Annotated in this window: 23 protein-coding genes and 2 tRNA genes; 8 read left to right on the top strand and 17 right to left on the bottom strand. The window is 49.0% G+C overall.

Annotated elements, in window-relative coordinates; all coding sequences use genetic code 11:
- Nucleotides 1-308, bottom strand: a 308-nt coding sequence (locus ENN66_06695; GenBank protein HDS16289.1) for a hypothetical protein, incomplete at its 3' end; no start/stop codon positions are given.
- Nucleotides 309-320: 12 nt separating this feature from the next.
- Entirely contained in the window at nucleotides 321-854 is a 534-nt protein-coding gene (locus tag ENN66_06690; GenBank protein HDS16288.1) for a hypoxanthine phosphoribosyltransferase, read from the bottom strand.
- Nucleotides 855-1,122: 268 nt separating this feature from the next.
- On the opposite strand from ENN66_06690, the gene ENN66_06685 reads away from it, so the two are divergent.
- The 4 genes from ENN66_06685 (at nucleotide 1,123) to nusB (ending at nucleotide 4,055) form a co-directional block, all read left to right on the top strand.
- A complete protein-coding gene (locus ENN66_06685; GenBank protein ID HDS16287.1) occupies nucleotides 1,123-1,779 on the top strand; it encodes a riboflavin synthase in 657 nt (218 codons plus the stop codon).
- A gap of 66 nt (nucleotides 1,780-1,845) precedes the next feature.
- The gene (locus ENN66_06680; protein HDS16286.1) at nucleotides 1,846-3,120 is read left to right on the top strand and encodes a bifunctional 3,4-dihydroxy-2-butanone-4-phosphate synthase/GTP cyclohydrolase II; all 1,275 of its coding nucleotides are present in this window, start codon (nucleotides 1,846-1,848) and stop codon (nucleotides 3,118-3,120) included.
- Nucleotides 3,093-3,560, top strand: a complete 468-nt coding sequence (locus ENN66_06675; protein ID HDS16285.1) for a 6,7-dimethyl-8-ribityllumazine synthase — start codon at nucleotides 3,093-3,095, stop codon at nucleotides 3,558-3,560. Before ENN66_06680 ends, ENN66_06675 begins: the two co-directional genes overlap by 28 nt.
- A 12-nt stretch (nucleotides 3,561-3,572) precedes the next feature.
- Nucleotides 3,573-4,055 carry a transcription antitermination factor NusB gene (gene nusB, locus ENN66_06670; GenBank protein HDS16284.1) on the top strand — a complete coding sequence of 161 codons (483 nt, stop codon included), beginning with the start codon at nucleotides 3,573-3,575 and terminating at the stop codon, nucleotides 4,053-4,055.
- A gap of 135 nt (nucleotides 4,056-4,190) precedes the next feature.
- Here the strand turns inward: nusB and ENN66_06665 are convergent, their stop codons facing one another.
- Nucleotides 4,191-5,732: a methylenetetrahydrofolate reductase gene (locus ENN66_06665; GenBank protein ID HDS16283.1), complete on the bottom strand. Its 1,542-nt coding sequence runs from the start codon at nucleotides 5,730-5,732 to the stop codon at nucleotides 4,191-4,193.
- A 205-nt stretch (nucleotides 5,733-5,937) separates the two neighbouring features.
- Nucleotides 5,938-6,711, bottom strand: a complete 774-nt coding sequence (locus ENN66_06660) for a hypothetical protein (GenBank protein HDS16282.1) — start codon at nucleotides 6,709-6,711, stop codon at nucleotides 5,938-5,940.
- Nucleotides 6,712-7,185: 474 nt separating this feature from the next.
- On the opposite strand from ENN66_06660, the gene ENN66_06655 reads away from it, so the two are divergent.
- Genes ENN66_06655 through ENN66_06640 form a run of 4 tightly spaced genes read left to right on the top strand, consistent with a single transcriptional unit; the run spans nucleotide 7,186 to nucleotide 10,698 of the window.
- Nucleotides 7,186-7,629: an amino acid-binding protein gene (locus ENN66_06655; protein HDS16281.1), complete on the top strand. Its 444-nt coding sequence runs from the start codon at nucleotides 7,186-7,188 to the stop codon at nucleotides 7,627-7,629.
- Nucleotides 7,630-7,667: 38 nt separating this feature from the next.
- Nucleotides 7,668-8,606, top strand: coding sequence for a 2-dehydropantoate 2-reductase (locus tag ENN66_06650; protein ID HDS16280.1), 939 nt, complete (start codon nucleotides 7,668-7,670; stop codon nucleotides 8,604-8,606).
- Between the two features lie 56 nt (nucleotides 8,607-8,662).
- Nucleotides 8,663-9,352: a hypothetical protein gene (locus tag ENN66_06645; protein HDS16279.1), complete on the top strand. Its 690-nt coding sequence runs from the start codon at nucleotides 8,663-8,665 to the stop codon at nucleotides 9,350-9,352.
- Nucleotides 9,349-10,698 (top strand): methylenetetrahydrofolate--tRNA-(uracil(54)-C(5))-methyltransferase (FADH(2)-oxidizing) TrmFO, encoded by a 1,350-nt coding sequence (locus ENN66_06640; protein ID HDS16278.1) that lies wholly within the window; start codon nucleotides 9,349-9,351, stop codon nucleotides 10,696-10,698. The genes ENN66_06645 and ENN66_06640 overlap by 4 nt, the downstream gene beginning before the upstream one ends.
- On the opposite strand, the gene ENN66_06635 is transcribed toward ENN66_06640, so the two are convergent.
- From ENN66_06635 to ENN66_06575, 13 genes are all read right to left on the bottom strand, one after another.
- The gene (locus tag ENN66_06635; protein ID HDS16277.1) at nucleotides 10,690-11,625 is read right to left on the bottom strand and encodes a ParB/RepB/Spo0J family partition protein; all 936 of its coding nucleotides are present in this window, start codon (nucleotides 11,623-11,625) and stop codon (nucleotides 10,690-10,692) included. The genes ENN66_06640 and ENN66_06635 overlap by 9 nt on opposite strands.
- Nucleotides 11,626-11,632: 7 nt before the next feature.
- A complete protein-coding gene (locus ENN66_06630) occupies nucleotides 11,633-12,397 on the bottom strand; it encodes a ParA family protein (GenBank protein ID HDS16276.1) in 765 nt (254 codons plus the stop codon).
- A gap of 93 nt (nucleotides 12,398-12,490) precedes the next feature.
- Complete coding sequence (rsmG, locus tag ENN66_06625) at nucleotides 12,491-13,135, bottom strand: 16S rRNA (guanine(527)-N(7))-methyltransferase RsmG (GenBank protein ID HDS16275.1); 645 nt, start codon at nucleotides 13,133-13,135, stop codon at nucleotides 12,491-12,493.
- Nucleotides 13,136-13,147: 12 nt separating this feature from the next.
- Nucleotides 13,148-14,551 carry a tRNA uridine-5-carboxymethylaminomethyl(34) synthesis GTPase MnmE gene (mnmE, locus tag ENN66_06620; protein HDS16274.1) on the bottom strand — a complete coding sequence of 468 codons (1,404 nt, stop codon included), beginning with the start codon at nucleotides 14,549-14,551 and terminating at the stop codon, nucleotides 13,148-13,150.
- A 16-nt stretch (nucleotides 14,552-14,567) separates the two neighbouring features.
- On the bottom strand, nucleotides 14,568-15,419 hold the full coding sequence (locus tag ENN66_06615) for a hypothetical protein (protein ID HDS16273.1): 852 nt from the start codon (nucleotides 15,417-15,419) through the stop codon (nucleotides 14,568-14,570).
- A 17-nt stretch (nucleotides 15,420-15,436) separates the two neighbouring features.
- Nucleotides 15,437-17,065 carry a membrane protein insertase YidC gene (gene yidC, locus ENN66_06610; GenBank protein HDS16272.1) on the bottom strand — a complete coding sequence of 543 codons (1,629 nt, stop codon included), beginning with the start codon at nucleotides 17,063-17,065 and terminating at the stop codon, nucleotides 15,437-15,439.
- 233 nt (nucleotides 17,066-17,298) lie between these two features.
- Nucleotides 17,299-17,505, bottom strand: coding sequence for a membrane protein insertion efficiency factor YidD (yidD, locus tag ENN66_06605; GenBank protein HDS16271.1), 207 nt, complete (start codon nucleotides 17,503-17,505; stop codon nucleotides 17,299-17,301).
- Nucleotides 17,502-17,861, bottom strand: coding sequence for a ribonuclease P protein component (gene rnpA / locus ENN66_06600; GenBank protein ID HDS16270.1), 360 nt, complete (start codon nucleotides 17,859-17,861; stop codon nucleotides 17,502-17,504). The genes yidD and rnpA overlap by 4 nt, the downstream gene beginning before the upstream one ends.
- Before the next feature lie 19 nt (nucleotides 17,862-17,880).
- Complete coding sequence (locus ENN66_06595) at nucleotides 17,881-18,015, bottom strand: 50S ribosomal protein L34 (GenBank protein ID HDS16269.1); 135 nt, start codon at nucleotides 18,013-18,015, stop codon at nucleotides 17,881-17,883.
- 57 nt (nucleotides 18,016-18,072) lie between these two features.
- Nucleotides 18,073-18,148: transfer RNA gene (locus tag ENN66_06590), tRNA-Glu, on the bottom strand.
- A 73-nt stretch (nucleotides 18,149-18,221) separates the two neighbouring features.
- Nucleotides 18,222-18,295 (bottom strand) — tRNA-Gln (locus tag ENN66_06585).
- Between the two features lie 94 nt (nucleotides 18,296-18,389).
- The gene (gene gyrB, locus ENN66_06580) at nucleotides 18,390-20,771 is read right to left on the bottom strand and encodes a DNA topoisomerase (ATP-hydrolyzing) subunit B (GenBank protein ID HDS16268.1); all 2,382 of its coding nucleotides are present in this window, start codon (nucleotides 20,769-20,771) and stop codon (nucleotides 18,390-18,392) included.
- 33 nt (nucleotides 20,772-20,804) lie between these two features.
- A complete protein-coding gene (locus ENN66_06575; GenBank protein HDS16267.1) occupies nucleotides 20,805-21,965 on the bottom strand; it encodes a DNA polymerase III subunit beta in 1,161 nt (386 codons plus the stop codon).
- Nucleotides 21,966-22,162 lie beyond the last annotated feature (197 nt).

Here is a 22,162-nt window from a genome sequence, read left to right as displayed (position 1 = left end):
GCCGTATGCGCGACGTTATCGGTCACTCCGGGCAGGAATCCGACTTCCAGCACATAATCAGCGTTTCCGAGAGCGCGTGGCTCATCAATCAGAAAATCATGAATCACCGGATTGGATAAAAGACCGGCCGCCGCCTGCAAAGACTCCCGCGGAAACTCTCCCTCCAGGGTATAAACCTCGGAGATACGGACTTCAGCGATGGGATTCGTCAAAGCCAGAGTGTTGATTCTGGCGCACAGCAGCGGCCCTCGGGGATCAAATTCGGGATTGCGAAAAAAGATCTCCAAACGATGCCCTGTTTTTTTCATAAAGATTTCCTCTCAGCCCTCATCCCCGGCTCCCAGAACCCTGATATAAGGCAACTCACGATACTGTTCATTGTAATCCAGGCCATAACCGACGATAAAGGCATTCGGCACCACGGCTCCGCAATAGTCAGGTTTCAGAGCCACGCGGCTGCAACCCTCTTTGCATAACAGGACACAGGTCTTGACATTCGCCGCCCCCCGGTCCCTCAGGTGCCTGACGACTTCGACCAGAGTCAAACCGGTATCAAAAATATCATCGACCACGATCACATCATAATCCTGCCAGGAATCAGCCGGCACCAAGTCTCCGATCTTGACCCGGCCGCTGCTGGCGGTCCCGACATAACTGCTGATCCGCAGATAATCAATCGCCAGGGGCAGCTGATAGGCGCTCAACGCTCGGCACAGATCACCGAGAAAGGGCTGGCAGCCCTTGAGCAGACCCAGGAGTAACAGTTTACGACCCGATGACTCGGCGGCAATCGCCGCCGCCAGTTCCGCGATTATCCGGCGCAGATCTTCTTCTCTATATAGTATTTGTGACATATCCGACCTGATGGCTTCATAATTGCTTCACCTTACCCCCAGCTCTCCGTCTCAACCTGGGATAGTCCTGGGTTGCAGAAACGGCGCGACCGGAACCGACCCGGACCCAAAAGGAAGCCTAAAAGCAACCCAGTGTCTATAACGAATAGACCGGCCTTGTCAAGAAAGGAAGGATTTTTCTTGACTCAAAAGACCGACAAGTCTATATCAGGCACCGAAACTTAAGCTTACATTTATATTTACACTCCAGATTAATCCGGCCTGATAAATGTTTACCGGCATAATTGAAGAAACCGGAACCGTCAGCAGTTCCTCCCTCAGCGGCGGCAGCGGAGATTTGCGGATTGAAGCTCGGCTGGTTCTTGGCGATTGTGCTCCGGGAGACAGTATCGCGGTTAACGGGGTCTGCCTGACCGTTACCCAGATCAAGAACAAAGAACTGAATTTTGCAGTCTCGGCGGAAACCCTGCGCCGCTCCAATCTCGGCTTACTGAAAAAAGGCGCCCGGGTCAACCTTGAACGGGCCTTGGCCGCAGATGGCCGTTTCGGCGGCCATCTGGTTTCCGGCCATATCGACGGCACCGGCCGCCTCAGCCACCGGCAAGCGGAAGGCAACGCCGTCATTTTTACCTTTACCGCGCCCCCGGCAATTAACCGGTACCTGATTGAAAAAGGTTCAATCGCCGTAGACGGCATCAGCTTGACGATCGCGTCTTTGAACCGGGAATCATTCAAGGTCGCCGTAATTCCGCATTCCCTGACACACACGACCTTGGCGAAAAAGGAAATCGGGGCAATCGTCAATCTCGAAAGTGACCTGATCGCCAAATATATTGAAAAATTGTTGCAGCCTCGGGATGCGGCCCAGGAAACCGGGGCCTCCGGACTTAATCTTTCCCTGCTGCGCAAACACGGCTTTGCCTGAGTCTCGCACGCGGAAACCACCAACCCGAGCAAACGCAAATAAAAAAAAGGACTATAAAAGAGAAACATGGTTATTTCACGCATAGAACAGGCTTTAAAGGATATCAAGGCAGGGAAGATGTTGATTCTGGTAGATGACGAAGATCGCGAAAACGAAGGCGATCTGGTCATTGCCGCCGAGAAAGCGACCCCGGAAGCCATTAATTTCATGGCTAAATACGGCCGAGGTCTGATCTGCCTGACCCTGACCGAAGAACGAGCCGACTTTCTTAACCTGCCGCCGATGGTTCCGGACAACACCTCACAGTACGGTACCGCGTTTACCGTCTCCATTGAAGCGCGCCGGGGCGTCAGCACCGGAATTTCAGCCGCCGACCGCTGCCACACCATCCTGACTGCGATCGACGATCGCAGTGGGCCCCATGATTTAGCCCGGCCGGGTCATATCTTCCCTTTGCGGTCAAGAAAAGGAGGGGTTCTCGTCCGTACCGGCCAGACCGAGGGTTCAGTTGACCTGGCCCGTCTGGCCGGCCTCAAACCGGCCGGAGTCATCTGCGAAATCATGAACGACGACGGCACGATGTCGAGGATGCCGGAACTCCGCGAATTCGCGGAAAAACATAATTTAAGCATTATTTCGATTGCCGACCTGATCGAATACCGCATGCGCAAGGAATCCCTGGTGCAAAAGGCCGTCCGGGCTCATCTGCCGACCCGTTTCGGTGAATTCGAGATCATCGTTTACGAAAACCAGATCGATAATCATGAACACTTAGCCCTGATCAAGGGAGACCTCTCCGGCGATGAACCGGTCTTGGTCCGGGTTCATTCCGAATGCTTTACCGGTGACACCCTGGGCTCCTTGCGCTGCGACTGCGCCGATCAGCTGCATACGGCCATGGAGCGCATCGAGAAAGAAGGCCGTGGTGCCATTCTCTATATGCGTCAGGAAGGACGCGGTATCGGCCTGGTCAATAAACTGCGGGCCTACTGCCTGCAGGAACATGGTCGCGATACCGTAGAGGCCAACGAAGAGCTCGGCTTTAAACCGGACCTGCGTGATTACGGGGTCGGAGCCCAGATACTGGTCGACCTGGGCCTGAAAAAGATTCGCCTGTTGACCAACAATCCGATGAAAATCGTCGGGCTACAGGGCTATGACATTGAAATTGTTGAGCGGATCCCCCTGGAATGCACCCCCAATGAAACCAATATCTGCTATTTACAAACCAAACGGGAGAAGATGGGTCATCTCCTTGATCAGGTGCCGGAACACAAGGAAGATCTGCAATTAAAAACCCCGGGAGAAAAAAAATGGGCAAAATATTTGAAGGATCACTAAACCGCGGCGATAACGCCCGCATCGCGATCATCAACAGCCGCTTCAACAGTTTTATCTGTGAGCGCCTGGAAGAAGGCGCTCTTGACGCCCTGAAAAGGCACGGAGTGACGGAAGAAGGCATCGCGGTTTACAAAGTTCCCGGAGCTTTTGAGATTCCCTTGCTGGCAAAAAAGCTGGCCGCCTCCGGTAAATATGACGGCCTCGTCTGCTTGGGCGCCGTGATTCGCGGCGATACGCCCCATTTCGACTATGTTGCGGCCGAGGTGAGCAAAGGGATTGCGGTCACCAGCCTGGAAACCGGAGTGCCGATCGCTTTCGGAGTTCTGACTACCAATACCATTGAACAGGCGGTTGAACGAGCCGGCAGCAAGGCCGGCAACAAAGGCTGGGAAGCGGCGGTTACCCTGCTGGAGATGATCGACCTCCTGCGCCAGATCTAAAGACTTTAAACCATGGCTAACAAACGACGTAACTCCCGGGAAGCCGCGTTACAGATGCTTTATATGCTTGAACTCGGCAAACCCAAATACGCGGTTCGGGCCATACAGCGCTACTGGGATAACGACTGGCGGGTTGAAAGTGACTGCCATCTCTGCCCGGAGGAGTGCAGTGATCGGGATAAACCGAAAAGCCACATTTCATCTCCGATCAACCTTAAAGCCGACGTCGCTTTCAGCGAACAGCTGGTCAACGGGGTTATGGAAAAATTGAGCCAGCTGGATGCCGAGATCGAAAAACACTCATTGCACTGGAAAATCGGCCGCATGTCTTCAATTGACCGCAACATCCTGAGATTGGCGATTTACGAGCTCCTTTTTCTGGATGAAATTCCACCTAAGGTTTCCATCAATGAAGCCATTGAAATCGCGAAGGTTTATGGCGATAAAAATTCTCCGTCTTTTATCAACGGAATTCTGGACCAGATAAAAAAATAGCCGCCTGATGACAATCGGGCTAAGACAGAACTTGATGTTTTTACAAACACCAGCAGATGCGCCTTAAAAAAGGCCCGACTTTAAATTATAAAGCCGGGCCTTTTTACTTGCTTACCCTTCTTCAGACGGGCAGCTTTAATCCTGCTGCGGAGGCGGCTGGATTCCAGCTTTTTTAGCCGAGTGATCGCGCCCTAAAAAATAGTTTGCCCAGGAAGAGGTATGAAAGAAATCCCAGTTCGGCGGGGGAACCATATTCTTTTCAATCTTGCCCTCTTCGTTATAATTTTTGAGGCGATCATAGGCCTGCACCCAGACACATTGCTTCTTGTTCGGATAGACTTCACACCAACCCTCGAAGCTGCCGCCACAGGCACCGTTGCGCTGATTTTTAGGGCACTGAGACATTGGACAGACATAGGCCACGTCCGTCAGAGCACAGTCGCCGCAATCCATGCACTCAAAGAGGGCGACCTTTGACATATGCTCCATGAACCGGAAAAAACCACCTTTATCGGCGCTCTTGCTCATGCCACGCATCAAACCAAAAAGCGCGCCTTTGGGCTCAAAACAAACATTGTGCATCAGACGAGAGAATTTATAATTCATAGGAACAACCGGTCTGGACGTACGCGGAGCCTCCTGATCAGTATTAAGCCCGGTCTTTTCATCTTTCGTGAAGTAATAAAATCCACCCTTCTGCGGAAAATCAAACTTGGCGACCTCGTCCTGCCAGTTGGGAAAGAGTTCCTCCCCTTTCTCAATAATAAACAGGGCATCATCCACCTTCATGCCATGACCGCCAATATGAACCCCATTAAACCCCATACCTTTCATGAAAGCGTACATCTGGGCACCGCGCAACAATCGCGCTTCCTTGCCCTTATCTTCGGCCTGACGCTCCCCATCAAGAACCTTAACCAGCTCCTGGGTAACCACGCAGCCGGGAATCATGTTTTTACTCATGATCTTGGCTGCCCCAAAGGGAAGAATATAGATATTGCCGATAAAAGGAATGTTGAATCCGTATTTTTTCTTAATCTGCAGGACTTCGTGGATTTTGCGAACATCATAGCCCAACTGAGTAATTATAAACTGAGCCCCACCCTCAACCTTCTTTTTAAGCTTGTAATACTGCACCATCTGTTCCGACTCAAGCCTCTTGAAAGGCGAGACTGCGGCTCCGGCAAAAAAATGAGCCGGCTGCAGTTTAACCGTCGAGCCGGGTTTCATCCCAGGGTATTCAAATCCATTATTCATATCCGTGATCATCTGAAGAGTATGGATCGGATCGATATCAAATACCGGCCGGGAACGACCCTTGTATCCGGAAACCGGATAATCCCCGGTCATCACTAATAAATTGTTGATTCCGGCCCGCTCCAGACCATAAAGGAGATTTTCTATTTCGTTACGGCTTTTGTCTTTGCAGGTAAAATGCACCAGCGGTTCAATCCCCAGTTTATTTACCTCAACCCCAAGAAATTCCGCCGAGATCGCCGGATTGCCACCCGGATTGTCAGTAATGGTCAGGGCATGGATCTTGCCGCACTTGGCTGCCGCCTCGGCGCTGCGAACCAGTTCTTCCTGGCCCTTCTCTACGGCTCCGCGCCCTGGTACCAGTTCCCAAGTTACCGACAATTCCCTGTCGAGCAACGATTTCTTAAATACTTCTCCCATGCCTGCAACCTCCTTGTCATCTGTCGGTGAATTCAAGAAAACCGGTCTTTTCAGCCGCACCGCAAAACCAGCCTCTTAAATTATGGGTCACCGATTTGTTTTTATGTATGTATTTTGTCGACCGACAATCAGAAAGCCGCAATCCTCATACCTTATAATCTCACAAAACACAAGTGCTTTTCCTTCTTACCCGCAGCCAACGGCATCATTCAGTCACGCCCGCCTTCGGCGCCCCCGTAACAATATCCCGAAGACTCGCCGCACGGGGATTACGTTGACACTTCAAATACATGTCAATTTCAGGCAAGGGTAACGGCGCCAGGGAAGCAAGCGTGGATTTGCGCAGCAAAATTGCGGGATGATTTTCGTAAACATGAAAGCCATTTTCAAAAAGACCCATACGAACCGCGGTTGCCGTCGAATAAGTGGTCAACAGCAAATCCGGACTGGCCACGCGCCGGAGAGCGGAAAAATATTCCCTGGTCCAGAGAGAAGGATTGTGAACCGGACTGAAAGGGTCGTGAAAAACAACATCCACTTGCCCCGCAAAGTGCTCCAGGAAAACGCGGGCATCGCTTGCAATGACCTCCAAAGACAAACCCGGTCCGCTAAAACCCCCTTTCTCAACTACGGACTGAATAACCGGTGCCAGATCGGAAAATTCTGCAGGATAGACAAAAGAGCCCAACCCCGATAACAAAGCGGTATCGAGTTCAGGAGATAAAATTCGCAGCTTTCCCTGATAGCCCTGAGACTTCAGAAACCAGAGCAGGGTAAAAGTATTATAACCGAGACCGAAACAAACATCTAAAACGGTTATCCGGCGGCGACCCGATATGCGGTATTTCCAGGCCGGTAAAACAAATTTGTGGAGCGCCTCACTAAAAGCACCATCCTTGGTCGAGTGATAATGTTCCCCGGTTTTTCGGCAAAACATGGTCAGACTACCGTCACCGGTAAGTACCGGTAAATTTTTCACAGCCACAAGCTCTCCTTAAGAATACAGGTTAAAATCAATTATCATGTCATTTTGGCGGTTTATCGTTGCTTTGCAGGATGATTTCTGAGATACTCATTTTTATCTGGAAAACAATCTCGCTACCCACAGACCAAGAATCCCGAGCATATCAAAATTAACTCAATGTGGTAAATTTTAACGGGCGGCGTCAAGTCGGCATGAAGTCCACAGCCATACCAGACAAGCTCGCCTCCGGATCAAGCAACAACGAAAACAAACTAGTTCCTGGCATTATTTTTGTAAGTCCTCTCTCCATCAAGACATTAATCGATTAAGCCAAAGCAACAGGAAGGCAAGCTTACGTCTAATGCGGGAATAAGCCCCGCAACCCAAGGGGCCTCGTCGGCCCGCAAATAAGTGCTCTCATCAGTTCATGTTCTTGTTTTTTCAAACCGAAAATGAACGGTGAGGTACTAATATCAAGGAGAAAAACAAATGAAATTAAAACAGATCTCAATCTTTCTGGAAAATTCCCCCGGAAGGCTTTATGAAACCACCCGGGCCCTGGGGGACGCGGGAATTAATCTGCGCGCCCTCACCCTAAGTGACTCCGCGGATTACGGAGTGCTCAGGCTACTGGTCTCAAACCTCGGCAAAGCCAGACAAATCATGATGGAAAAACAATTTCCCGCCCGCGTTGACGAAGTGGTCGCGGTGGAAATTAAGGACCAGGCCGGAAGTCTGGCCGAAACCCTGCAACCTCTGATGGAGGAAAATATCAGTGTCCGCTACATGTATGCGTTCAGCGGCTTTGCTGATAATCGGGCGATTATGATCTTCAGCTTTTCCGATGTTGATCAAGCCATCGAAATCCTGCGCCAAAACGGTCAGAACCTGATTTCGGCGCAGGCTTTCGGCATGCTCGACAGCAATGACTAATAATCCGCCTGACCAAACTCGATAAAGGAGCCCAGCATATGAGTGAAAAAAAAGAATTCAAAAAATTTGCGGTTATCGGCGCCGGCCCCGTAGGTTGTATCGTCGCCGCGTATCTTGCCCGCGGCGGCTATGAAGTAACCCTCTGCGATGTCGTTCCGGAACTGGTCAGGGCCGCCGTTGATCCCGGCATCAGGATCGAAGGCACCGAGGAACTGGAGCAAAAAGTCAAACGCGGCATCACGCAGATTGATGAACTCGCCAATGATCCTCCGGATGTAATCATTATAACGGTCAAAGCCACGGTTCTGCATCTGATTGCCTCGGCCATCGAAGGTTTTTTTCACAAAGATATGTATATTGTGAGCTGGCAGAACGGTATCGATACGGAGTCGGTCATTGCCGAAACCCTGAGCCGCGGCAATATTATCCGCGCGGTGGTCAACTACGGCTGCGGCCTGGTCAAGCCCGGGCATGTCCATCTCGCTTTCCATCATCCCCCTCATCTTCTCCAGGAACTCGAGCCGAGCGGCAAAACCGCTGCCCTCGCAATTGCCCAGGCTCTAAGCGACAGCGGCCTGCCGACGGAAAGAACCGAAACCATCGTCGACATGGTCTGGCGCAAATCAATCATGAATGCCTGCATGAATCCGGTTTGCGCCGCAACCGGCCTGACCATGGCCGAGGTTATCCGCGACCCGATTGTTTTCCAGATAGTTGACAACTTGGTCAAAGAGAGTGTACAAGTAGCGCGGGCCAATGAGATTTCACTGGGCTGGGATTATTATCCTTACGCCATTGATTACATGAAGCATGCCGGCGACCATAAGCCATCGATGCTGGTTGATATTGAGAATAAACGTCACACCGAAGTCGATTTCATCAACGGCAAGATCGTTGAATACGGCCGGCAAGCCGGCATAGAAACCCCTTATAATCTGATGATTCGGGCTCTGGTCAAGGCTTTGGAGCCCAAATAGCTTAAACACACGCAAAAGGCAGAGGCCCGGAGCAATCCGGGCGTCCCCCCCATGTTATGAATCGCGAGTTTTATCTGAAATTTATTGACGCCTGCACCCGGGAACAGGATCATCTCACAACCCTGCAGAGCATCATTGAAAGCCACCTCAAGAGTCCGGTCGAAATCATGGTCCGGGTCAAAGAAGGCTGCGAGCTGCCGTTGATTACTGCACGCCTGCAGAAGGAAAGCGGCCTCATCCGCCCACAGGGCGGCCTGGCGACGATTCCGGCCTCCTTCGAGGATCAGGAGCTGCGCTTGGTGCCGGTTTTTATTCACGAAACTGAAAAAATTGAGATGCGTTATCTCGATTACGAAGCGGTCCATATTGAAGCGCTGCTGGATCGGACCGGCGAATACGCCAATTACCGAAAATATTTTCTCAATCCTCCTCAGACCAAAACCTCGGATGAAGAGAAACTCGATTATCTGAAGCACATTGCCCGGCGTATTTTAACCCACGATCAGATTGCTTTCCCGCATCTGCATCCCGGCAAAGAGAAAAAAACCATTCGTTCCCTGCTGCTCTATCAGCTCGGCGAACGCCTCGCCTGGTATATCGGCAAGCTTGAAATCGATGAAGATCTCGCGGTAGCCGAACTCAGCCGGACCCTGGATGACTTCGCGGCCCAAGACCCTTTCTACGAAGACTTCGATATCAGCGGCTATTTCAAGCAGACCCTGGTCGCCCTGACCCTGTTTAAATGAAGCACCACCCGTTGATCTCAATCATCGGCGGCGGACTGTCCGGCTGTGAGGCCGCCTGGCAGCTGGCCAGCCGTAATCTTCCGGTAACCCTTTACGAGATGAAACCGGAACGCTATTCTCCGGCCCATAAAAATCCGGATCTGGCCGAACTTGTCTGCTCCAATTCCCTGCGCGCGGAAAGGACCAGCAACGCCGCCGGCCTGCTCAAGGAAGAAATGCGCCGAATCGGCTCATTGATTATGAATGTGGCCGAAAAAACCCGGGTCCCGGCAGGCAATGCCCTGGCCGTCGACCGGGACGCCTTTTCGCGTGCCGTAACCTCAGAGATCGAATCCCACCCTTTAATCGAAATCGTCCGGAAAGAAGTTACCCAGTTACCGGAGAAAGGCATTATCATCATTGCCGGCGGCCCACTGAGCTCCGCCGCCTTGATTGAGGCCTTGACCCCATATGTCGGGGAAAAACTTTTTTTCTATGACGCCACCGCTCCGATTATCGCGGCCGAGAGCATCGATTACGAGCTGGCTTTTTTCGCCAATCGCTATGCCGATGAAGAAGAGGACGGGGATTATCTGAATTGCCCTCTGAATCAGGAGCAATATGAACAGTTGATTGCAACTATCGCGGAAGGAGACCAGGTAGTTTGTCGGGATTTTGAAGATCTCAAGGTTTTCGAGGGCTGCATGCCGATTGAAGCGATGGTCGCCAGAGGGCCTCTGACCCTGGCTTTCGGCCCGCTGAAACCCAAAGGCCTGAAAGATCCCCACACCGGCCGCGAAGCCTATGCCGTGGTTCAGCTGCGCCGGGAAAACCAGGCCGCGACCATGTACAACCTGGTCGGCTTTCAGACCCGTTTAACTTTCCCCTGGCAAGAAAAAGTTATTCGCTTGATCCCCGCTCTGCAAAAGGCGGAAATCCTGCGTTTCGGAACCATGCATCGCAATACATTTATCGACGCCCCCCGGATTATCAACCAATTTTTTCAGCACCGGCAGGAGGAGCGCCTCTTTTTCGCCGGCCAGATCAGCGGAGTAGAGGGCTACCCTGAATCAGTGGCTTCCGGCCTGATTGTCGGCCTTGAAGTCGCTGCCCTGCTTAATGATCTGGGTCTTTTCCGTTTTCCGCCCACCACGGCCCTGGGGGCCCTGAGCCGCCATATCAGCAATGACCAGAGCCCCGATTTTCAGCCGATGAATGTCAACTTCGGGCTTTTTCCTCCCCTCGAAGGAAAAAAATTGCGTAAACGGGAACGCCTTCAGGCCTACGCCGAGCGAGCTCTTCAGGATCTAGACATAACCTTTCAGGAATATCCTGAGCTCTTGGCAAAAGCCAGCCCATCAACCTGATTCAGCGGCAACCGCAGAGCGCCCTGCGCTCAGCAAAGCAAGCAGCCGTTTAAGTTCGGCTTCCGATTTAAACTCAAATTCAAGTCGGCCACGGCCGCCTCCAAGACGGCGAATACGCGTGGCCACGGCATAATCATTCTGCAGGCGCGACACATGCGCCTGATCCTGGCATCGCACCTTTTCCTGCAGCTGCACGTTTTCAGGGTTTTTTCCGGAAGCGTTTTCCTTCTCATCCTTATTTTTGAGTTTTCGGACCAGTCTTTCCAGCTCCCGAACCGATAGTTTTTTGGCCAAGGTTTCATCCAGGGCCCGATTCTGCAGCTCCCCCTCAGGCAGCGCCAGTAAAGCCCGTCCGTGCCCCATGGAAAGGGTTTCGTCGGCAAGACAATCTAAAGCCCTTGCGGGCAAATTCAGCAGGCGCAAGACATTGCTGACCGCGGCTCGACTCTTGCCCAGGAGACGGGCGATCTCGGCATGGGTCAGGGCAAACTCCTGCGCCAGGCGAGAATAACCCTGAGCTTCTTCAAGCGGGTTAAGATCCTCACGTTGCAGATTTTCAATCAAGGAAACCTGCAGACCCCGATTTTCATCCAGGGCCATGACAATCACTGGTACTTCATTTAAGCCAGCCCTCGCGGCGGCCCGCCAGCGGCGTTCTCCGGCAATCAGGATAAAATGGCCCGGCCGTTCCCCGGGACGCACCAGCAAGGGTTGCAAAACTCCATGCTCCCGAATGGAATCCGCCAGTTCTGCAAGGTTGTCGTCGACAAAGCGCTTGCGCGGTTGCTTGTCGTCGGGTTCGATCAGATCCAGACGACAATGCCGCAGCTGGCCTTTATCCACCGCCGCGACCTCCGGTAGTAAAGCTCCCAGACCACGACCAAGACCGCGTTTCAACAATGCTCCTTTTTTTATCTGATCATTCATAGCCACTCTAACGCCTCTGCCGAGCAAAAAATTCTTCAGTCAGACTGAAATAAGCCTGAGCTCCCTTGGAAGTGACATCGTACAGAGCGATCGGACGCCCGTGACTGGGGGCCTCACTAAGCCTGACATTACGCGGGATAACGGTTTGATAGACAATTTCGGGGAAATGAGCGCGGGCTTCAGCCTCGACTTGATGGGCCAACGTGGTACGACTGTCAACCATTGTCAGGAGAATTCCCTCCAGCTCAAGATTGGGATTTAGACCGTTTTTAACCCGCTCAATCGTACTGAGAAGCTGACCCAGCCCTTCGAGCGCGAAATATTCACTCTGCAAAGGAATAATAACCGAATCGGCGGCCGTCAATGCATTGATGGTCAATAGTCCCAAAGATGGAGAGCAGTCAATTATTATATAATTGTATTCGGAGATCAGCGGAGCAAGGCGGTGGGCAAGAAAAAACTCACGTTCAGCGCAGGCTAAAAGTTCAACCTCGGCCCCGATCAGATCAGGTGTCGCGGGCAGCAGAAACAGATACTCAAGACTTGTCGGCACAAGCGCTGCCTGCGCCTGACATTCCCCTAAAAGCCAACGGTAAACATCTGCATTATCCGCCGCGATACAACCGACTCCGCTGCTGGCGTTAGCCTGGGGGTCGAGATCGATGAGCAAGGTTTTCTTTTCCGCAATAGCCAGTGAAGCCGCCAGGTTAACCGCGGTCGTGGTCTTTCCGACCCCGCCTTTCTGATTCGCGATGGTAACTATCTTGCCCATAAACCTGAAAGTTTTCCTGAAATCATAAGCCGGCGGTCTTACGAGTATGCGGAACGTTTACGACGGTATAAATTGCGCCATAGATTATTCTTTTTATTCTTTTCGGATGGCTCCCAGAAACAAACTGGGGGCGCGGCCCGAGATCTGGGTGGGCGCCAAGCCCTCAAGCACAAGATCAGGCCAGTTTTTGAGTTCCAGCTCAAGTTCTTGACGATCCGGATGGGCATCAGTAAAAATCAACCGGCCACCGGAAACCAATAAAACTGAAGCCAACGGAATCAGTTCACGCCTAACCTTTACCGCCCGACTCACCAGAGCGGTAAAGCCCCGCGGAAATATCTCTCTAGCATTTCTCTGATCTAAATGCAAATGAAGGATCTCAACGTTTTTCAACCCCAGAAGACGGCTGACAACGGTAAGAAAAAGCGTCTTTTTTTGCCGGGCGTCAACCAGGACAAAGTTCTTTTCCGGAAAAATCAACGCCAGCGGCAAACCGGGAAAACCAGCTCCGCTACCCAGGTCCATAACCCTTGCAGCTGCCCCCAGAGCCGGTCCATAATTAAGAGAATCCAGAAAATGACACTTGACAATTTCATCAACCGCCGTGATTGTGGTTAAATTATAGCTTCGGTTCCAGCGTTGCAGCTCTTCCAGATAAACCGCAAATTGCTCCACCTGCGCATCATTTAAAAATATTCCTAGTTGAGACGCCTCACTTCTAAAACACTCCCGCCACATATCAACAAGCTCTCATTTACCGATACAGAATTGGGAAAAAACCAGCTCGAGCAGATCTTCCGACGCGCTCTCCACGTTTCGACCGGTTAAAGCCAGAAGCTGGGAACGAATCAAGTGTAATTCCTCCGCCAGCATATCCAACAACAATGGTTCACCGTCTTTAAATAAAGCTAAAGCCCGGTCAAGAGCCTGAGCGGCTTTGTTTAGATAATCAAAATGACGTTGCTGGGAGATCAACAACATATCTCCCGCGACATCCACCCGGGACTTGATAAAGTTACCTATCCCTTCAATAACCGCCTTGACATCAACGCGTCCACGGGCCGCGATACAACTCAGGAGAGGACCATTATATGAAAAATGACGGCACAAACCGGCAGAACTCAAGGCCGGGTTAAGATCCTGTTTGTTAAGTACAATCAAGTGCGGACGACCCTTGATCAGGCCATAAATCTCCTCGTCCTTGTCGTTTAAAGGCCGACTTTGATCCAGAATCAGCAGAATCAAGGCCGCCTGTTCAAGGCATTTACGGGTGCGTTCCATGCCCATCATCTCCAGCTCATCACGAGGTTGATCCAGACCGGCAGTGTCTGAGATTTCAACCTTTATCCCAGCGATTTCAAGCGGGGCGCTGATCACATCCCGGGTGGTGCCGGCAAATTCACTTACCAGAACGCGATCTTCATTCAGCAAGGCATTGAGCACACTTGACTTACCGACATTGGGACGACCTACGAGGGCTATTTTAAAAGAACTCTGCAGCAGGCGACCACGCTGATAGGAAGACAGAAGATCGGTGAGTTTAGTATGAAATTTCATGAGGGGGGGGAGCACAACCCCAGCATTCTTATAGTTAGCCCCTTCTTCGGAGGGAAAATCGATTTCGACCTCAAGCGCAGCCAGGAGCTGATTAACCAGATCAAGCTGCTCGTTGACAAAATCCGATAGCCCACCAGCCAGTTGTGAGGCGGCGGCTTTCATTGCCGCCTCACTTTCAGAGCTGATCAAGGCCGCAACGGCTTCGGCCTGAACCAGATCAAGACGACCGCTAAGATAGGCTTTTCTAGTAAATTCACCGGGCTGGGCTGGAAGTGCCCCCAAAGAAAAGAGCAGGGTAAGAATCTTGCGACTAATGTAAACCCCACCATGACAATGAATCTCCCCCATGTCCTCGCCGGTGTAGGAACGGCCGGAAGGCATCAGGGTGATCAGAACCTGGTCAAGACGCTGCCCGGTAACCGGATCACAGAGATATCCTAGATAGAGATGAAAATATTGAAGCTGAGCGGGCCAGGGATGAAAAAGGCGACGCAGCATTGCGTGCGCCGCTGGTCCGCTGACCCGGAGTATGGCAATCCCGCCGGATCCAGGCGGGGTTGAGAGAGCGGCGATGGTATCCGGCCGGCTTTCAACCATTTTAATTCCGTCTTGATTAGATGGCTTCAGCCGCCGCAGACTTGGCGCGCGGCCGACGACGCTGGCCGTTAGGATAAATTACGACTTTCTTAAATTCACCTTCACCTTTACTGCGCGACCGTAATTCCAGATCATTCTGCAAGGCCATATGCACCAGGCGACGATCATGCGCATTCAAAGAATTAATGGTAACCGGCTTTTGCAGACGTTTGGCTTTCTCCCCCAGGCGCAGGGCGAGACCGGCAATATCTTCTTCATGACGACTCCGGAAACCATTACAGTCAACAAATATCCGACATCCTTTAAGACCATGAATTTTATTGATGACAAACTGCAGGGCATCAAGAACCGCACCGCGTTTATTCGTCAGCAGCTCAAGATCATGGCCTTCAATCTTCAGATAAAGTTCCCTGTCCCGCTGTTCACCGTGAATACCGTTATGACTGATTCCCATCAGTTCGAGAATTCGGGATAAAGAAGCACTTATTGTGTCCTCTTCAAATAAGCGCGCCGGGACCTCCTCCCCAAGTTCGCCACATTCGCCTACCGGCGTTTTTTTTTCAGCAATTTTTCGCTCTTTAGGTAATAAATCGCTTGGGGGAGAACTCTTAACCCTTTCGTCAGTCAGCTCTTCATAGCTTGTGGAAAAGGTGGATTTAACTATATCCCGAACCAGTTGTTTACCGCTGGAATTATTTTTTATGACCCGGATCAGGGCGTTTTTACCCCCAATAAAACCAAAGAGTTTTTTGCTCGCCTGGCGAATAATTTCATATTTCAGATCAGCCTTATTCACCTGGTGGGCAAAACAGGCTTTTTCAATGGCTTCGCTGATATCTTTTCCTTCAAATTCAAGTTCTGTGGACATTTACCGTCACCTCTTCCTTACGATGCCGCCGACTGCCGCATCACCATGTACTGCTGTCCGATCGACAGCACGTTATTGACCAACCAGTAGAGAACCAGGCCTGAGGGGAAATTAAGAAACATGAAGGTAAAAATGACAGGCATAAAAAGCATCATTCGAGCCTGCATTGCATCTCCGGTTGTCGGGGTCATTTTTTGCTGTAAAAACATTGTCGCTCCCATAATCAAGGGGGTGACATAGTAAGGATCCTTCGCAGAAAGATCCATTATCCAGCCCAGAAATGGAGCATGTCGCAATTCTATTGCTACCATTAAAGCGCGATAAAGGGCAAAAAAGACAGGAATCTGTACTACTACCGGCAGGCAACCACTGAATGGATTGACTTTATGGGTACGGTAAAGATCCATCATCTCTTTATTGAGACGAGCTTTATCATCCTTGAACTTTTCCTTGAGTTTCGCCAGCTTGGGTTGAACTTCTTTCATTTTTCCCATTGACTTGTAACTCTTCTGGGAAAGAGGGTAAAAAGCCAGTTTGATCAGAATGGTCAGAATAATAATCGCCAGCCCGTAGTTATGGACATACTTATTAAAAAAGTGAAGCAGTTCCACCAATGGGCGGGCAATGACTCCGAACCAACCGTATTCAATCGAATCTTCTAGATTTAAGCCCTGCGCCTGCAGCAAAGTACCTTTCTTCGGCCCGAGATAGGCCTTAATTCGATCCGTCTGATTAACCTGCAGTCCGGCATTAACTTGACGGACATCAGCTCTTTCAATCACGCCGGTAGCCTGAGCGGCGGCCTCTGGTTGAGGCACCAGCAACGCGCAGATAAAATATTTACTCGTATAACCCAACCAGCTGACCGGTCCCATGAGTTCTTGGCGACTGATTTTATTTTCCTTTTTCGAGGGCTTGTAAAGTTCGCCCTCAATATATCCGAGCACCCCATTATAAACATATTCTTTTTTCTCTTGCGCAGCATTGGTATGCGACCAGAAGAGTCTGACTCCATCTATTGATCCGCGGTTTCCAGATTCATCGACAATCTCATACACAATTTCGATCAAGTAACTATTCGGAATGAAATTAAAGTTCTTAATCAAGGTCCAGCCATTAACCAGGGGGGCCTGCAACCGTAAAGTAGACCCGGATCCGGAAACCGTAATCCTATCGCCGTCATCCGGAGTCTCAAACAGCCGCTGTCGATCTTCGTACCACTGCCCCTTGATATTAACCGCACCGGAAAGGGGGTAAAGATTTGAGCCATTTACCGTCACCAGATTAAGATCAGGACTGTCAGCCGTGATATCTTCTCTGTATTCCTTGAGATAAAAAGCTTTCAGCTGTCCGCCTGCGGTATTGATTTCAGCCCGGTAGAGGGAACTCTGAACAACCAGAATTCGGCCTTCTGAAAACACGGCACCGGCCAAGGTTGTTGCTGCCGTCGTTGGGTCATCATCTTTCTCTGCAGCCTTTTCCGTCACTGGATTTCCTGAACTCTTTTCCGATCCTGCAACCGAAGTCGCATGAGGAGACGTAACCGTCTTTGGCTGAGGGATTTCGGAAACCGTTGGAAATAGATATTGAAAACCAAGCAGAACCGCCACAGAGAGGGCGATTGCCAGAATTGTTCTTTTTTCCATCACTAAAAACCTTTGTTGACTTTAAAAATAGTCGAATAAGCCTGGTCTGGTTGTCGAAGCCTCTGACCACTTGGAAGATGTAATCGTCAGAATAAAATGAGCCTGAATAATTTCCAGACCGATGAAGATAAGACCTTATTCATCCCTCTTTCCTGAATAAGATGGTCTTGCCAGAGAGCTGCCAGCCGGCAGAAACGTCAAGATTCAATGGATAAATCAAGCTTAAACCGCCTTTAAGCCGGATCATAGCCACCCGGAGATAAAGGACTGCAACGCATGATCCGCCAGAGACCTTTAAGAATCCCGCGCCGTAAACCATATTTTTCCAGAGCATCAAGCATGTATTGTGAACAGGAGGGGTAAAAACGACAGGAATGACCGAAATAGGGAGCCAGGAAAAACTGATATAGTTTAACTATTAATATGCAGATTTTTTTCAGCATTGGCCGAAACGACGACTACCTTTTTCGAGAAGAAGAGCCAGTTGGTCCTCGGCTTCTTCTCTTGATAAGCGACCGAAACTCTCCTTCACAACCAGCGAATAATTTATTCCCGTTGCAAAAACATTCTTATGCCGGCGATAATATTCTCTGATCAATCGTTTGACCCGGTTTCTGACTACCGCGCCGCCTACCCTTCGGCTAGCGGTAATACCTAATTTGGCTTGTTGCCCGCCATTAGCTCCGGTAAAAAGAATGAGATGCCTGGCATTGACTTTCTTGCCCCGATTAAACAGATCAAGATATTCTCGCCTTTTTTTCAATCTTTCACTTGGGGGCAGATTCTGTGAAACCACGGCTGATTCTACCCGTCGATCAGGCCGAGAGACGTTTTCTTCCTTTTTGTCTCCGTCTGTTCAATATCAGACGACCGGCGGCGCTGCTGCTACGGGCACGAAAACCATGTTTTCTTTTCATTTTCAAATTACTGGGCTGAAATGTTCTTTTCATAAGTCTTTCACTTGTACCAATTTAATTATAAGAATTTTATTTCCCCAACCCCAAGCATGGTAGTCCCAACGGGACTCGAACCCGTGTCTTCGCCGTGAGAGGGCGATATCCTAGGCCACTAGACGATGGGACCTTATAGTAAAAGGTCAGTACTTACGAGAAAACGTTGGCTGGCGCTAACCAAGCCAACAAAACTATAACCATAATGGCTGGGAGACCAGGATTCGAACCTGGATTGACGGAGTCAGAGTCCGTAGTCCTGCCGTTGGACGATCTCCCAGGATTTACGCTGCTTTACTTAAGAGCGGTGCCATCTAGCATTAAATTGATTTATTGTCAATAGCTGAGCGGTAAAAGCGCTATAAAAACCTGCATCAGACATCCAGATTAGCAACCTGAAGAGCGTTTTCTTCTATAAATGAACGCCTTGAAATAATATTATCTCCCATCAGCACCGTAAAAATATCATCGGCCTCGACGTCATCTTCTACCGTGACCTGAAGAAGTTTTCGCCGACAGGGATCCATCGTGGTCTCCCAGAGCTGCTCCGGATTCATTTCACCCAAACCTTTATAGCGTTGAATATTGATGCTGGTTTTCCCTTTTTCGAGAACGCGACCAAGAAGTTCTTCCTTGCTGGAGATATCTAACTTGCCATCCTTAATAACCAGGGAAAAAGGAGGATTTTCTAATTCTTTGAGAGCTCGACTTAATTTGTACAAAGCCTGATAGTCTCCACTTTTGATCAGACTATAATCAATTGCCATCGAGATATTATTTTCATCCGCCACAATCATCCGCTGGGTATCGCTGACTTCATCGGGAAGTAAAGCGGTAACTTTGAAAACAGTTTCCGTCAATCTCGAAGCCAGCTCCCGCCACTTGTCTTGATTAGAAAGATCAGATCTTTCCGCAAAACCGGACATAATTATTTTCTTCAGTAATAAAGCCGGATAACCTTTACCCTGAAGTCGATCAATGTGGTATTTATAGGAAATTAAACGTAACATAATCTCAATCAGGTGATCACCCTTCAAGGAAACTTTTTCTTTTTCCGCTATCACTTCCATTTCATGACTGTTATGTTTGATGATAAATTCATTCAATTCACGCTCAGTACTCAGGTATTCATGATATTTGCCCCGGGTAACCCTATACAATGGTGGCTGCGCGATATAAAGATGACCTCTCTTGATCAGTTCTCCCATCTGCCGGTAAAAAAAGGTCAGCAGCAGGGTTCTGATATGGGATCCGTCGATGTCGGCGTCGGTCATGATTATAATTCTGCCATAACGTAATTTAGAAAGATTAAAATCTTCCTGACCAATGCCGGTGCCAAGCGCGGTAATCAGAATTTTAATTTCCTCACTTCCCAGCATTTTATCAAAACGGGCCTTTTCAATATTGAGAATTTTACCTTTTAGCGGTAAAATCGCCTGATTCTTACGATTCCGTCCCTGCTTGGCTGAACCGCCTGCGGAATCCCCCTCAACAATAAAAATTTCCGCTTTAGATGGGTCCTTTTCCTGACAATCGGCCAGTTTTCCAGGCAGCATCGATCCTTCGAGATAACCTTTACGCCGCGTCAGATCCCGAGCTTTTCGAGCCGCCTCCCTGGCTTTGGCCGCTTCAACTATTTTGGCCACGATAGATAACGCGATTGACGGATTTTCTTCCAGGAAAATCGATAACTTTTCATTAACCAGTGATTCTACTAGGCCCTTTACTTCACTATTACCCAACTTGGTTTTAGTCTGTCCTTCGAACTGGGGATCAGGTATCTTGACACTGATAACCGCGACCATTCCTTCACGAATATCTTCTCCGGTCAAAGCAACCTTGTTACCTTTGAGAAGATTGTGCTGATTGATATAATTATTGACCGTACGGGTTAAAGCGGCTTTGAAGCCGATTAGATGGCTGCCGCCTTCATGGGTATTAATATTGTTGGCAAAGGTAAAAATCTGTTCTTTGTAAGCACTGTTGTATTGCAGGGCTATTTCAATATAGATATTGTTACGTTCTCCGGCGATAAAGATGGGTTTCTGATTTATCGGAGATTTATTGGAATTAAGGTATTCAACAAAAGAAACAATACCACCTTCGTAATAAAACTCCTTACGGCGACCCTCTTCCCGTTCGTCCTCAACGACAATTGTTATTCCGGAATTGAGAAAGGCCAGTTCCCGCAGGCGACTGCTGATCGTATCAAAATTGAAAGTGGTATTCTCAAAGATATCCGGGTCCGGCTGACAGCGAATAATCGTACCCGTGGTCTGAGTTTTGCCGATCACACTTAATTCCGTCAGTCTCACGCCCCGACTGTAGGTTTGTGTGTAAATCAATCCCTGCCGTCTTATTTCCACCTCCAGATGGCTGGTTAGGGCGTTGACTACCGACAAACCGACCCCATGCAATCCCCCGGAAACTTTATAAGCGGAATTTTCAAATTTACCGCCCGCATGTAATTTGGTCAGCACCAGCTCCGCCCCTGACAATCCGGTTTCCTGGTGAATATCCACTGGAATTCCGCGCCCGTCATCCTCGACGGTTATCGAATCTCCCAGACCGATTATTACTTTAATTTTCTGACAGTAACCCGCCAGAGCCTCATCAATGCTATTATCGACCAGTTCATAAACCAAATGGTGTAAACCGGCTACATCGGTGCTGCCAATGTACATGGAGGGACGCTTCCGCACCGCTTCCAGTCCTTCCAGTATCTTTATCTTATCAGCACCATATTCATTTGTCATAATCTTTAAACCCTCATAATAATAAGACCTATCTTAACTTATCGGCATAATTCCACACATAAATTCATCGTGCTCGTAACCTCTGATAAGACAGGGCTGTTTTTTATTGTTTATTTCGAGAACAATCTTTTCATCCGGGACAGCTTGAAGAAAATCCAACAGATAACTGATATTAAAACCTATTTCAAAGGGTTCCCCCTGATAATCAAGTTTAATATCCGTATGACCATGCCCCATTTCCGGGTTATCTATGGAAATTTTCAGACCGTTATCGCTTAGATTCAAAACCACCCCTTTATAGTGGTCATGAGCTAATAAATTCATTTGTTTAAGGGTGAAAAGAAAAGGTTCGCGGTCTATAACTAGCTTATTGCTGAAATGCTCAGGAATCATTTTGCGGTAATCTGGAAAATCACCCTGAAGCATGCGTAAAATCAAGACAAAAACATTTCCCCAGATCACTACCTCGTTATCGTCGAAGCCAAGTTTTAAATTTTCATTAGCATTGAAAACACTTTTTATCTCCTGCAGACTTTTACGGGAAAAAATTTTTCTTTCGCCCATCTTTATCCGACCGGATATCTGATCGGTACGGGCTACTGCCACCCGATGACCGTCGGTCGCAATCAGAGAAAACTGATGTGAACCTGGAGTTATATCATCAGCTTCAGAAAAAACCGCTTTAGCGAGGCCGTTGCTCGGCTCAATTTCAAGAAAGACACCCTGCAGGTTGTATCGGGGATCAGAAATTTTGGCAATTGAAAAGATCGTCAGATCAATCAATTGCACCAAGTTCCCATTTTCAATCGAGATACAATTTTGCGGGATATTGAAATTTATTTCAGGAAATTCATCGATGTCGGCACTGATTATTTTAAACGAACTGCGACTGTCTTCAATTGAAATCAGACTGTTGTCACTGTTTTTTAAGATTTTAACCTGATCATCATTTAAGCTTTTGACGAGGTCATAAATTTTTCTTCCATTCAGCGAAAGACTTCCATGCTGAATTATTTCCGCTGGAATGGTACCCATGCCGCTGCAATTTTGATCAAAGGCGATCACCTGAAGCTGACTTTCATGGGTTCTTAAAAGAATATTTTCTGAATTATTAAGTGAAGATGATTTTTCCAGAATGTATTGAATCTTCTGAAGGCAGCTACTTAATTGAATTCGGTCGGCGATGATTTCCATTTGTTCTCTCTAAATCTATTATTTATAAATAGAATTTAAATCTTTAGTAATAGTAATAGAACCTGTTAAGCTGTGAAAAAAACAGATAAGTACTCGTTCTTTTAAAGAAAATTATATCATTACAGATGTTGAATTTTATGTTGACAGTTCAGGTCTCTAAGTTGATAAATTTTAAGCTGTTGACTACTGGAGGTTAC

The sequence above is a fragment of the Pseudomonadota bacterium genome (assembly GCA_011049115.1).
GTDB lineage: Bacteria > Desulfobacterota > Anaeroferrophillalia > Anaeroferrophillales > Tharpellaceae > DSCM01.
This window is presented reverse-complemented; position numbering and strand designations above follow the sequence as displayed.